A 13,481-nucleotide genomic window follows, 5' to 3' on the forward strand; every position below is an offset into this window, starting at 1 on the left:
GAGTCGTCGCGGGAATTGTTGGGATAACGCACCAATGGAGCGTTTCTTTAGAAGTTTGAAATCTGAGTGGATCCCCGCCAGTGGTTATGGGAATTTTACAGAAGCAGATAAAGAGATCACAAATTACATCACTGGATATTACAGTGAGACCAGACCCCATCAATATAATGGTGGGTTAACGCCAAATGAGTCAGAACGTTTATATTGGAATGACTCTAAAATCGTGGCCAATTTTACTTGACCACTACATTTTAACTTTCTAGTTGATTTTGAGCTTGCTAAATCGCCCTTAGATGCGGCCAAAAAGCTTATCCAAGGTGAAATTGAAGGTGTCACTGTTTTACCCGCTTCAAGAGCTAATAAGCCCAAAGTTGAAGCTGAAACAGTAGAACTCACAGCAGAGCAATTGGCTCGTCGTCAAGCCCTGTTCGAGGCGGCATATCAATATTACGTAGAGCCTATGTTAGTAGATAACAGCAAGCCTCTTGCTGTTCTGATGGAAAAGCGAAAACTCCGCAAAGAAGTATTGATCTATAACGACGTAGGTTATTCCCACGGCCAACTTTGGAGGGTGTTAAGAGCCAATGGTTTTAGCCTTGAGGAAATGTATGCATCAGGATTGGTTAAGGCAGGTAAATCTAATCCTATAGACTTTTTCCCAAGAGATGTCTATATCTTTCCCCATTATGATGAGGAAGGTAATCTTTGCCGCTTTACTTTTAAAGATCCCAAAAAAGAAAAGCAATATCAACTACCTAAGCAATATTGGTTGAATAACATTCAGTTTTATGGCCAGCATCTCCTTGGTAACTTTGATAAGGTTGCCATTGTTGAAGGAGAACACGATCTACTTGCGTTGCTTTCACATAATTGGGATGGAGCAGTACTAGCAACCAACGGCCAAATTAACCAAGCACAACTGGCGTGGATTAAGGACAATCTACATGACAGAAATGTAGTGACCTTCTTCGACAGTGACCCAGCGGGTGATAAGTATCGGGAGAAGCTCGCTCTACTGGGCTTACCAGCACTTGTCCAAGTCACCTTACCAGAAGGGCAAGGTAAGGATATTGATGATTATTTGCGGCAAGACAACGCCCTTTCTATTGAGGTATTGGTAGAACAATATGGTGTTGTAGCCCCACAAGCGTCGATAGAGACAACTTCAGAAACGATGCAAGATGAAAGCCCTGCTAGCCACCAGCAAACTAAGTTGTCTATGGACATCATTTCAGCTATTTGGGGTTCGTTCGATGAAGATACGCTAAATGACGTTGGTAACGCAGATAGGCTGGCAAAAGTAGTTGACGGAAAATTAGTCTATGTGCCAGAACTCAACTGTATGTACGAGTTTAATGAGCAGTGTTGGAGGCCTATAGGTGATAAAGAATTGGCACTAGCTCGATGTATTGGTGAGGGAATTATTGCTCAAGCGAATCGTATGCTAGAAGATCCCGCGACGCTTAAGGACAAAACGAAGCGGCAACAAGCAGATCAGTTATTAGCATTTGGTAGACAGTCACTCAATCGCAAAAAACTTGCCGATATGTTGGAGATCTTCAAGTCTAGCAACTTGATTTCTGCAAAAGCCTTCGATGCAGACAAAATGCTAATGGGGATTAACAACGGTGTGCTCGACCTCGCAACCGGAAAACTGCTTCCTGCAAATAAGGAGATGTATATCAGCCGTTATAGTGATATCAACTACAAGCCTGATGTCACTTGCCCACGTTGGCTTCAGTTTATCGATGAGATCACCTGTGGCGATGTCGAATACGCTAAGTTTTTGCAGCGAATGGTAGGCTATATCCTAACCGGACGGACTGATGAGCAAGTCTTGTTTTTCCTCTACGGTCATGGTTGTAATGGTAAGAGTACCTTTATGAGTATCATTCAGCGATTAATAGGGAGCTATTACCACCAGATAAGCAGCGATGTCTTACTGCAATCGAATAACAGTGGTAAAGGCCCTAACCCATCCCTAGCCAAGCTGAATGGTAGTCGTCTAGTAGTTGCCAATGAATTGCCAGAGGGCTCTCGAATGGATGAGAACCTTGTAAAGTCGATGACAGGTAATGATGTGATTGTCGCCCGTCAGCTTTATGCCAAGGTCGAGCTTGAATATATCCCCATGTTTAAGCTCATCATGGTCGGCAACCATAAGCCCGTCATTCGCGATACCAGCCCCGGCATGTGGCGACGGATGATTTTACTGCCCTTTAACGCCAGTTTCAGCCAGCAGCAAATGGACCCGCAATTAATGGATAAGCTCTATAACGAGCTATCAGGTATCCTCAATTGGGCACTTGAAGGCGTGCAGATGTGGCTAAAGGATGGCATTAAGGCATCTATCCCTAACTCAATTAAGTCAGGGATTGCGGAATATCGCCACGAGTCAGACTTACTTGCGATGTTCTTAGAGGAATGTACGAGCAAAGGTGATTTTGTGTATACCGATGAGCTTTACGATGCCTTTAGGAAGTGGGCAGAACGGGATGGCGACTGGAAAATGACCCGCAATATCATGACCAAACGGCTGGTGGAGAAAGGCTTCGAAAAAGGCCGTCACAATAGCAAAGCCATGATTAAGGGGATTAAGTTGAAGTCGATTTATGACGATACCTCTGAGCCAATTCCACAAGCTAGCATGGGGATGAGGCATGCGACACCTACAAACCCAAACTCCGAGTATAGCGTTTAGGTATCTGATAACGAAAAACGTAAAGAGAGGCTTTAAGCCTCTCTTTTGCTATCAATCACATCAACACATTGGCTTGTGTATCTACCCATGGAGAAATCACATCAGATCACAAGGGATAAATAACTTACAACCCCTTGAGATACTGAGCATAAAGAATGTCAGCAAAGTCAGTCTCGGTAATCTCTTGAAGCACTAAGTCTCGGATGGCATTCGCTAGCAGTTCATTATCCTCTGTGATTTCATAGTCGTTAAGAGATAAGTATTCGAGTGCTACTGCTAAACCAGTTCGCTTATTTGCATCAGGACAAGCGTGAGATACCGCTATACAAGCAGTGTATTTTGCAGCAATCTCAAACACATCATCTAAGCCTTGGTAGACAATCGCATTGTCAATACGGCTCAACGCTCCCTGAAGTTTGGGAATATCAACCGCACCTTTCATGCCGGGCTCTGTCGAAAGGATTAACGCATTAATTTCGACCACACGTTCAAAAGGAAAACAGATGATATCCATTACATATCAGCCAACTTTTGGAAAGTTTTGGGATGGGTTCTTAATGCTAGTTTGGTTTCTGACTTAACGATTTGACGTCCAAAGTCACCTGATAAATCAAGTTGTTTGGTCGCTTTGATCTTCGGTCTAGTTACCACTTGAACACCATAAACTTCTAATTTTCGATTCATAATCTCATACCTTTATGATCTTCGACTTGCCAACAGTATAGCCTGAGACAACAAGGAAAAATACAGTAACGAACTAAGGCTCGTACACCCGAGTACTAAGCCTTAGCGATTAAGCTACCACCTTGTTATTATTGAGCACACCACTTCGGAATATCTATCACTGGCATCTTATCTATCTCCTGATGGAGCTCTGAGTAGATACCATAGTTACGCCCCGTATTCCCCGCATTTGAGTGCCCTGTTATCGCATTTTGGACATCCTCACGCATGACCTTTCTGGCTTCGGTGATAAAGCGATGGCGGAATGCATGTAGCGGTTTTAGGAAGTCAAAATGCTCGATATCGAGTGTCTTAAAGGCATCTTTCAGATAACGTGCGACCGCGAGGTGATACTTAGCCTTACTGTTGGGCTTGAGCGTTGGGAATAATCGCCCATCTGCTGGCAAGGTATTCAAGTAATCCAGTAACCCTAACTGAATGAGAGCCTGACAAATTGGCACCCTTCTCGACTCCCCCGTTTTAACGGATTGGTCATCGCGTAGCTCCTGAATATGGAAATACCATCGCTCGCTATTATCGCTATCTTGCTTGATATCTTTCACGTAAAGCTGAGCAATCTCCTCTGCCCTTGCTCCTGTATAGGCCAGAATAACAGGCAACCAGTAAGGAGCTTCACCGTATCTTGCCTTTTGAGCATTGGTACGTTGCCTAAAGAGTGGCAGGGAGAAAATCTTTGTCAGTTCGGCATTTGAGTAGCCCGGATCTCTAATCACCCTCACCGTTTTTTTGCCGGGCGACACTTGATGGCAAGGATTCTTCGGCAAAATGTCTAACTTGACCGCCTGTTGGAAATACCCCGAAATCAGCTTAAGTTCCTTATCAGCAGTATTGATGCTCACACGAGCCAAGCCTCGTTTATCCGCGATATCGATTTGCTTGTTGAAGGGTAATGCTCGAATCTCTTGGCTTGGCTTACTCGGACAGCGAATAATCCAACTGAAGAATTTACGCATATCTAGCTTTTGGATGTCACCAATAGGCTTATCGGCAAAAAACTCTATCAGTCGCTCACAAGGGCGATTGCGGTCACCTTGCCATGATCTGAAGGCAACTTCTGAGCTCAGAGCCTTCTTCTGATTATTCACCCAGTCAATCAACTGCGAAACGCTAGAAGATACGGATAATTCAGCTTCCTTTTGTTTGCTTGGAGCTGTACTGCTGGTGGTCATGGCCGTAACGATAAACCCTAAATCCTTAAGCTGCTGTAACGCATCACCGCTCGGATCTGTAGGTTGGATATTCGTATCAGGTAGGGTCGGCTCAAAGCCTCGGTTTAGCTCCCGCCGAACGAGTCCTTGTTTACGCCGAGCGAGTTCTTCATGGTCGATTGCAGAGTTACAGAGCCTGATACAGGCATTTGCCAATTGGATTGCGAGATACAATCTTAATGAATGGTCGTAAAGTCGGCATTGAGAAAGCTCAAGGGCTTCATCAACGAATGCACTCATATGCCGCACAAAGCGTTGTTCTTCTGTTTGTTGGCGGCTTGTTCCATTAGCTTCATGGAGCACTTCTAGCGGCTCGCTGAACCACTCAGTCATGCTTGCAAGTCCCTCGGGAGTTTCGAGCAGATATCTTGCTTGAATGTCTGCTTGCGTTAGCCGTCCATGCTCATGAGCCACCCAATAGCTGACAATAGCATCTAACTGAGCTGAAGATATTCTCTGCTCGTTCTCTTGATTGTCGAAACGTGACTGAGCACGAGCAATCGCAGACTCGAACTCCGCAATCACACCAGCAGCCCTTGTTTTGGCTTCATAGGCATCTTTAGTTTCTAGGCTTCGCTTAAGCTCAACTTTGCCATCAAGAAAGGGCCGTAAATGCTTAGGAATACCCTTGCGGATTTTCCAGATTCCAGACTTTGGATCGCTGTATGGTTGAATCATAAATGCCATCGTTTTGTACCACCCTTTTGTACCACCTTAAGGTGCCAAAGGTTGGTGAGCCATTGGATTTAGAAACTATAATTCATAGGTTTATGATAGAAAAGAAAAAACCCGACCATTTGATCGGGTTCTTAGAATGTGGCGGTGAGAGAGGGAGTCGAACCCTCGATACGTTACCGTATACACACTTTCCAGGCGTGCTCCTTCGGCCACTCGGACACCTCACCATATGTCGATTTATGTTAGCGTGGTTAATCTTTCACGTTTAAGAATCACTAACGATTTCGTATAGCCTTGCCGAGAGGCTTTCATCGTTAACGGAGCGGTACTGTACGCAAAAGCCTAAAGGGGGTCAAGTAAAAAAGACTCAGTTTCAGGCGGTTGCACAATTGCTAAACAAACCGCCGTGATTTATTGAATCTTTTCACCGTTTTATACCGTTAATTGACGGTAAATTTGTGTACTTCTTTTGACATTGAATTCGCGTCAAACGTCAGGGCTTTGGTCAGCTCCCTAAGCTCATCGGAGATCCTTTGAGTATTAAGGTAAATCTCACTGATCTTCAGTGCATTACGATTTACGTCTTCGGATACCGCCGATTGCTCATGGGTTGCTGTGGCAATTTGCTCGTTCATGCGGTCAATAATGTCTACTTGCTCCACAATACGTTTCAATTCGATGCCTGCCTGTTCAGCTTCATGAACACTGCTATTAGCCTGAGCTAACCCTCTGTCCATGGCTTGTACTGCAATGCTCGCTCCCGCCTTCAATCTATCTGTCATATTTTTAATGTCAGAGGTCGAGGTTTGTGAGCGCTGCGCTAAACTTCGGACTTCGTCTGCAACTACAGCAAAACCGCGGCCCATTTCCCCTGCGCGGGCAGCTTCAATGGCGGCATTAAGCGCGAGTAAATTAGTTTGCTCAGCAATACTGCTGATCACTTCAAGCACTACCACTATGCCGTGAATTTCACGGTCTAAATCGTTAATGGCTTTAGACGCCCCACTAATATCGTCGGCTAACGCTTTGATCGCTTTGCTGGTTCGGCCGACTTCGAGGTTGCCTTCTTTAGCCTCTATATTGGCGGCGGAAGACGCTTCGGATGCCTGCACTGCATTGCTAGCAATCTCGGCCACTGTTGCACTCATTTCTGTCATAGCGGAGGCCACTTGCTCTGCCTCACTGTGGCCCGCCATCACATCTTGCTCCATGGCATGGGTACAGAGATCCATTTGCGCCACAGCTTGTTGCAATTTAGCGCCACTGGAACGTACATGTAGGATCACCTTTTCAAAATCACTCATCATGTCGTTAAAGGCGATGGCGAGTTCACCGAATTCATCGGAGCTAGAGTGAGTCAGACGCACACTTAAGTCGTAATGTTTACGGGCTTGCGTGATGGTCGAATATAAGTGATGCACACTGTCATGCAAATAACGGATAACAGAAAGACTCAATATCAAGACTATCGCCAATACTGAGATTAAGGTCGCGAGCACTAAGAACATTTTCTCATTCGCTAAGGTTAATCTTTCATGGGTGGTATTAAGTAAATCTGCCGAGACTTGCTGTTCAAACTCACGTAATAGTTCAATCCGGGCGGTCGATTTACTGAACCACTCTTCGGGACTTTGTTGCAGGATTTTTTGATTATCTTGCTCGAATGCGATTTGACGTAACAGCTCAACGTCATGCATTGCAGCTGAACTCTGTAAACGGTTAAACGAGGATAATAAATCAGAATTTGCTAGCGCTAAAAAACGCTCTTGATAGGTATTTTGCTCCGAAACCAAAGTGATAAATTTGGCATAAACCTTAGGCTTAAATCCAGCTTGGCCAAAGGTTGAGCTGAGTACCGCCCTTTCAATCCCCGCCCTTTCCTTTAATTGCAAAAAAGCACTAAAAGCCGTCGCTTTAATGGCGATTTCTTGATTAGCACCCGTTTTTGCGGTTTCATCGACTATTGTCAGTAATAACTTATTTAACTCAGTGTAATAGGCAACTTCATCGGCGACACTGATACTTAAATTATCCACCTGCAAGCGGATGGCATTTAAACGCCCGAGTTGAGCGTTTAGCTCTCTAAGTTTTGGGGCAAATATCTCCGGCAGAAGATTCTCAGTGATAAAACGCTGATAGAGGCCGAGCTGCGTATCCGTTAATTGTCTTTGACCAGGTATTTTACCCGCAAACGCTTTTCCTGCTGAGCCAATAAATCCAGCACTCATGCCGCGCTCTTTTTGTAACTCATGCACTAAATTACTGTTAGTGACGGCTAGCTCGCTTAATTGCACTACTAAGGTTAAATCTTTTCTATATTCATATTTTTCAATGAGGTAAAGCGCGCCACATAAAAAACAGGCTAACAGTGGAGGCAAGACAACCATTAATAATTTTTGTTTTAGACTGAGATTACCAATCCATTGCCATTTCATAGAAATATCCTTTTAAACTTAGTTTTAGATCCAAAGACCGAACACTAGGTATAGCATAATATCAACCGTAGGACGACTAAGGTTTATTGAAATTGCGCAAGCTAATATCCTGATAAACGAGGATTTCCCCCATATTCCATCAATTGTTTAGATTTTGCTAATCGCAGAGCAAACTTGAGAAACGTCAAACAAGGATCAGATAGAAATAAAAAACGCATTGAAAATTCCAATGCGTTTTTCTAGAGAAAGGAACACTTAATACTGTGACTGAAGATGACTCTAGCTGAAAAGCTGTGGGAATAATCCCTTCACACCAGCCGCAATGACTTCGATACCAATAGATAACATCAAGAGTCCCATGAGACGGGTAATCACGTTAATACCCGTTTTGCCGAGGATCTTATAAATGATAGATGCCATTCTAAACAGGCCAAAACTTACTAAACCAAACACTATCACAGTAATGAACATCGCAATAATGTTCGACAATGAATTATGCTCAGCGGCAAAGACAATCACCGAACTGATAGCGCCAGGTCCCGCCATCAGTGGCAAAGCCAAAGGCACAACCGCCACAGATTCCATCGCCGAGGATTCGCGGTCTTCCTCTTGGTTACGCTTCACTTCACCTAACTTACCTTGCAACATTGACATCGCAATAATGGCAATCAGGCTGCCACCAGCAATTCTAAAGGCAGATAACGAAATGCTGAACATATTCAGAATGTGCTGCCCCGCCACAATCGTGACTAAGAGAATCACCACAACCGCAAAGTTCGCTACTTTACCCGTGTGATTCCGCTCAGCCTCCGTTTGATGGCTAGTTAAGCTCACAAACACAGGCAACAAGCCAACCGGATTAATGATGGCAACGAGGCCAAGAAAAAATTTAACGTAAAGAGTTAACTCCAAGGGACTATCCTTATGTGCGTGTCACGCGGTCTTCATCAAAATAAGCTTGAGGGCAAGTATAGTATCTCAAGCGCTATTGACTGAAAAATGAGATTTTTGAGGTTAAATCACAACTTCGAATAATATTTAGTTATCGAAGCCGATGCATTTTCAGCGCAATTTTAAACAAACAAGTTACCCTAAGTGTAGTTTTATTACATAAAAGCACGATATTGTCGTTGATATCACACTTTCAACGCGGCTTTAGGTGTAATTTTCTACCATAAAGAGGATTTAGTGAATGCCTTGATTCACTAAATCTTTTTAGGAGTATTAATCATGACAGTGACCAATGCACAAGAACTGGATCTCATGGTCGAGCGAGTGGCGAAAGCACAAGCCGAGTATGCGACATTCAGCCAAGCGCAAGTCGATAAAATTTTCCGTGCAGCGGCCCTTGCCGCTGCCGATGCGCGTATCTCGCTGGCCAAAATGGCCGCCGCAGAAACCCGCATGGGTGTCGTTGAAGACAAAGTGATCAAAAACCACTTTGCCTCTGAGTACATTTATAACAAATATAAAGATGAAAAAACCTGCGGAATTTTATCTGAAGATGTCACCTTCGGTACTATTACCATTGCTGAACCCGTAGGTATCATTTGTGGCATAGTCCCCACCACTAATCCCACATCGACCGCGATATTTAAGGCCTTAATCAGCCTTAAAACCCGTAACGCAATTATCTTCTCGCCCCATCCTAGGGCCAAAATATCGACCACAACCGCAGCAAAATTAGTGCTGGATGCTGCCATAGCTGCGGGTGCGCCCAAAGACATTATTGGCTGGATTGATGAGCCCAGTGTCGCACTGTCGAATCAATTGATGACTCACCCTAAGGTCAATTTAATCCTCGCAACCGGTGGACCTGGCATGGTGAAAGCCGCCTACTCTTCCGGTAAACCTGCTATTGGCGTAGGTGCGGGTAACACACCTATTGTTATCGATGAAACCGCCGACATCAAACGCGCAGTCAGTTCGATTCTCATGTCGAAAACCTTCGATAACGGTGTGGTTTGTGCGTCAGAGCAAGCGGTAATTGTGGTCGACAGTATTTATGAGCAGGTTAAAGAGCGTTTCGCAACCCACGGTGGCTATATGCTATCGAAGGATGAAACCGCTGCGATGCAACACGTCATTTTAAAAAATGGCGGTTTAAATGCTGATATCGTTGGCCAAAGTGCTGCCAGTATCGCGAAAATGGCGGGCTTTGAAGTGCCACACTGGACCAAAGTGTTGATAGGTGAAGTCACCGATATTTGCGACAGTGAAGCCTTCGCCCATGAAAAATTATCGCCATTACTTGGCATGTACCGCGCCATCGACTTTAACGATGCCATGGATAAAGCCGAAGCCTTAGTCGCACTCGGCGGCATTGGCCACACATCAGGGCTTTATACCGACCAAGATACCCAAACAGAACGTGTTCATGCCTTTGGTTTTAGAATGAAAACAGCACGTATTTTGATCAACACCCCAGCTTCACAGGGCGGCATTGGCGATCTGTACAACTTCAAACTGGCGCCTTCGCTGACGTTAGGCTGTGGTTCTTGGGGCGGCAACTCGATTTCAGAAAACGTTGGCCCGAGTCATCTGATCAATAAAAAAACCGTCGCTAAGAGGGCCGAAAACATGTTGTGGCATAAGCTTCCTGCATCTATCTATTTCCGCCGCGGCAGTTTGCCCATCGCGCTCGAAGAACTGAGCGATAAAAAGCGCGCCTTAATCATCACAGACAGATTTTTGTTCAACCACGGTTATTGCGATGAAACCATGCGGATTTTAAAAGCCCAAGGCCTTGAGACCGAAATTTTTTACGATGTTGAAGCCGACCCCACCTTAGCCATAGTGCGTCAAGGCGCTAAGGTCGCTCAAAGCTTTAAACCCGATGTGATAATTGCGCTCGGCGGCGGCTCACCAATGGATGCGGCTAAGATTATTTGGGTAATGTACGAGCATCCAGATGTTGATTTTGCTGATTTGGCGCTGCGTTTTATGGACATTCGTAAACGTATCTACAAATTCCCTAAAATGGGCACCAAAGCCATGATGGTGGCAATTCCTACCACCTCAGGCACTGGCTCAGAAGTCACACCTTTTGCGGTAGTGACAGACGAAATTACCGGTAAAAAATACCCGATTGCCGACTATCAACTCACGCCCAATATGGCGATTGTTGATCCAAATCTTGTGATGGACATGCCTAAATCTCTGACCGCCTTTGGTGGCATAGATGCGGTGACCCATGCATTAGAAGCCTATGTCAGCGTGATGGCGAACGAGTACAGTGATGGCCAAGCGCTACAAGCCCTCGATTTACTGTGCAAATATTTACCCGATGCCTACAACTTAGGCTCACAATCACCTGTCGCCCGTGAAAAGGTCCACAATGGCGCCACTATTGCGGGTATCGCCTTTGCTAACGCTTTCCTTGGGATTTGCCACTCAATGGCACACAAACTGGGCGCCGAGTTCCATCTCGCCCATGGCCTAGCCAATGCGCTGCTGATCAACAACGTAATACGCTTTAACGCAACGGATCTGCCCACTAAGCAAGCGGCCTTTAGCCAATACGACAGGCCAAAAGCCCTGTGCCGTTATGCTGCCATCGCAGATCACTTGAAACTAGGCGGAAAGACGGATGAAGAAAAAGTCGAAAAATTGCTTGAGAAAATCACACACCTCAAGAAGACGATTGGCATTCCTGCTTCTATCCAAGAAGCCGGTGTCAACGAAGCCGACTTCCTCGCCAAGTTAGATGAATTAGCCGAAGATGCGTTCGATGATCAATGTACCGGTGCCAACCCACGTTACCCATTGATTAACGAGCTGAAACAACTGTTCCTCGATAGCTATTATGGCCGAGCCTATAGCGACAACTACTAGATATCGCCTACCGATGCTAGGCACGAGCTTAATAAAAGCCGCGCGACATAAATGAAGAAGCCCTCGAATGAGGGCTTTTTATTGCGTGATGTTCCGTGAATGACCTAATTAAGGAGTCGATGCGTTAATCGATCGCACACAAAATGACTTCACTAGCCTAGCTCAACGGGGCATCACTCAACTTACGATCACTAAGCTAATCACCACTTAGCTGAATATCACAACAAACTGTGACTAACGCTGTGCCAGTAAATAATCAATGGCGCTGGTGATGGCTGCAACCTGCGCCAGATTACATTCGGCAGGCGTGGCCGTTGGGCTATCTGGGTACACTTCTGTCGTTGTGTTATAGATACAGCCAGTGACACTGCTGCAAAGCCCTAATGACTTAAGCGGATAGTTAATCACCCCGTGCTGCACCACAGTCGAGCCAATGATCTCGCCTTTCTCATCGGCAGGAGCAATGTGCGTCACTTTACTCACACCATCAATAATGGCTTTCTGAAAGGCATCCATTGAGTTTTCGGTATCACCCACAGCATAAAAACCATCTGGGATAGTTCCTTTGACGTACTCTTTTCCATCACGGGCGCAAAGTGCTGGACGAAATTCTAATTCATCGGAATCCGTGGTTTCATGTAAGTCCACATGCACATCAAAATCTTGCTCTACGGATGCGACTAAGGCCATCAAGGCCGCCGATTCTTCCGCTGGACTGTTGGCATAAAATGAACGATTAGGATCGATAGCCTTAGGGTTCCAACGATTGATGGTTTCGTAACCCCAAGGACTCACGCACACGACGATCACAAGATTGACGCGATCAACATAATGCGCCACCTTATCCGCTAAAAATGCCAAGGCACCATGAACACCGCTGGTCTCGTAACCGTGCACGCCACCCGTGACTAATACTGTCAGTTTTTGAGGATCGAAGGACGCTGACTTAACCGCAAGCAAGGGATAACGCTCCGCATTTATCGACAAGGCGCCATATTGCACAACGGTAAGCCCAAGTGCCAAGAGTGCTGCTTCCATCGCCTTGAGTGGCGTCACGACATCGTCCTGATACAAACGCTTTATTTTGGCGCTTGCAAGCCACGCAGCTTTTTCAGCCTCGCCCCATTTTTCGCCTACGGTGCCGATGGGATAAAATGTTAAATTTGCCATAATTCCTCTATTTTTAGTTCTATTCGGTAAAGTTCTTTTTATTCAAGTTCTTTGCACTCTAGTGCTTTAATTCAAGCTCTTTTCGCTCAAGCTTTTTCGTTGAATTACTATTTAGTCGAATGATAGTGCTCGTGTTTGGATGATAAATGAATACAGTCAACCTAAAGCACTAGCTGCATGGGAATATCGCGGATCCCGCCGCGTTCTCGCTCGGGTCCAAGGGGCACAAAGCCAAAGCCTAAGTACACAGCCTGCGCATTCAGCGCCGAGTTCACGGTAAATATGCCCGAATTGCCTTGGGCTAAACATTGAGTTTTGGCATGTTCCCACAACATTCGCGCCACGCCTTGCCCCTGCGCATGGGAAGCGACAAAGAGATGGTACAAGTGGCTATTCGCCTTCATCCCCACTACGCCTGCGAGTTGACCCGAGTCCGTTATGGCAACATGGTACTGATAACCCATAGCAAAGTAGCTACCAATCGCCTCTATCGACATGGCATTAACTAAGATTGTAGCCCCCTCTGCAGTGCAAGTTGGGGCGATAAATTCTTGGGTTAATTGAGTGAGTAATACGCTTATTTCAGGGATGTCAGTTAAGGTTGCGGCTCGAATGTTCATCTTAACTCCTTGATTAAAAACATTTCTGACATAATAAAAAGCCAGAACAGAGTTCTGGCTTTGTTAAAACGCTGAACAAAGTGCACGTAAT

10 protein-coding genes and 1 tRNA gene are annotated in these 13,481 nt (G+C 45.4%); 3 read left to right on the plus strand and 8 right to left on the minus strand.

Annotated features, from left to right (window positions below):
• A partial coding sequence (locus L5L77_RS11930) for an integrase core domain-containing protein (protein WP_263185691.1) occupies positions 1–241 on the plus strand: 241 nt, incomplete at its 5' end.
• Between the two features lie 165 nt (positions 242–406).
• On the plus strand, positions 407–2,701 hold the full coding sequence (locus L5L77_RS11935) for a phage/plasmid primase, P4 family (protein ID WP_263222778.1): 2,295 nt from the start codon (positions 407–409) through the stop codon (positions 2,699–2,701).
• A 124-nt stretch (positions 2,702–2,825) separates the two neighbouring features.
• Here L5L77_RS11935 and L5L77_RS11940 read toward each other — a convergent pair whose 3' ends face one another.
• From L5L77_RS11940 to L5L77_RS11965, 6 genes are all read right to left on the minus strand, one after another.
• Positions 2,826–3,215: a type II toxin-antitoxin system death-on-curing family toxin gene (locus L5L77_RS11940; protein ID WP_172591132.1), complete on the minus strand. Its 390-nt coding sequence runs from the start codon at positions 3,213–3,215 to the stop codon at positions 2,826–2,828.
• Positions 3,215–3,385, minus strand: a complete 171-nt coding sequence (locus tag L5L77_RS11945) for an acetyltransferase (protein WP_172591131.1) — start codon at positions 3,383–3,385, stop codon at positions 3,215–3,217. Before L5L77_RS11945 ends, L5L77_RS11940 begins: the two co-directional genes overlap by 1 nt.
• Positions 3,386–3,513: 128 nt before the next feature.
• On the minus strand, positions 3,514–5,340 hold the full coding sequence (locus L5L77_RS11950; RefSeq protein ID WP_263222786.1) for a site-specific integrase: 1,827 nt from the start codon (positions 5,338–5,340) through the stop codon (positions 3,514–3,516).
• A 130-nt stretch (positions 5,341–5,470) separates the two neighbouring features.
• A tRNA-Ser gene (locus L5L77_RS11955) sits at positions 5,471–5,558 on the minus strand.
• Positions 5,559–5,771: 213 nt separating this feature from the next.
• On the minus strand, positions 5,772–7,766 hold the full coding sequence (locus L5L77_RS11960) for a methyl-accepting chemotaxis protein (protein WP_263191792.1): 1,995 nt from the start codon (positions 7,764–7,766) through the stop codon (positions 5,772–5,774).
• Between the two features lie 279 nt (positions 7,767–8,045).
• Positions 8,046–8,678 carry a YchE family NAAT transporter gene (locus tag L5L77_RS11965; protein ID WP_006081420.1) on the minus strand — a complete coding sequence of 211 codons (633 nt, stop codon included), beginning with the start codon at positions 8,676–8,678 and terminating at the stop codon, positions 8,046–8,048.
• Positions 8,679–8,996: 318 nt separating this feature from the next.
• Between L5L77_RS11965 and adhE the strand changes: the two genes are divergently transcribed.
• On the plus strand, positions 8,997–11,600 hold the full coding sequence (adhE, locus tag L5L77_RS11970; protein ID WP_263222788.1) for a bifunctional acetaldehyde-CoA/alcohol dehydrogenase: 2,604 nt from the start codon (positions 8,997–8,999) through the stop codon (positions 11,598–11,600).
• A 234-nt stretch (positions 11,601–11,834) separates the two neighbouring features.
• Here adhE and L5L77_RS11975 read toward each other — a convergent pair whose 3' ends face one another.
• Positions 11,835–12,770 carry a M14 family metallocarboxypeptidase gene (locus L5L77_RS11975; RefSeq protein ID WP_263222791.1) on the minus strand — a complete coding sequence of 312 codons (936 nt, stop codon included), beginning with the start codon at positions 12,768–12,770 and terminating at the stop codon, positions 11,835–11,837.
• Positions 12,771–12,931: 161 nt separating this feature from the next.
• Entirely contained in the window at positions 12,932–13,390 is a 459-nt protein-coding gene (locus L5L77_RS11980) for a GNAT family N-acetyltransferase (protein WP_113939552.1), read from the minus strand.
• Positions 13,391–13,481 lie beyond the last annotated feature (91 nt).

The organism is Shewanella sp. SM29 (assembly GCF_025654245.1).
In the GTDB taxonomy this organism is placed as follows: Bacteria; Pseudomonadota; Gammaproteobacteria; order Enterobacterales; family Shewanellaceae; genus Shewanella; species Shewanella oncorhynchi.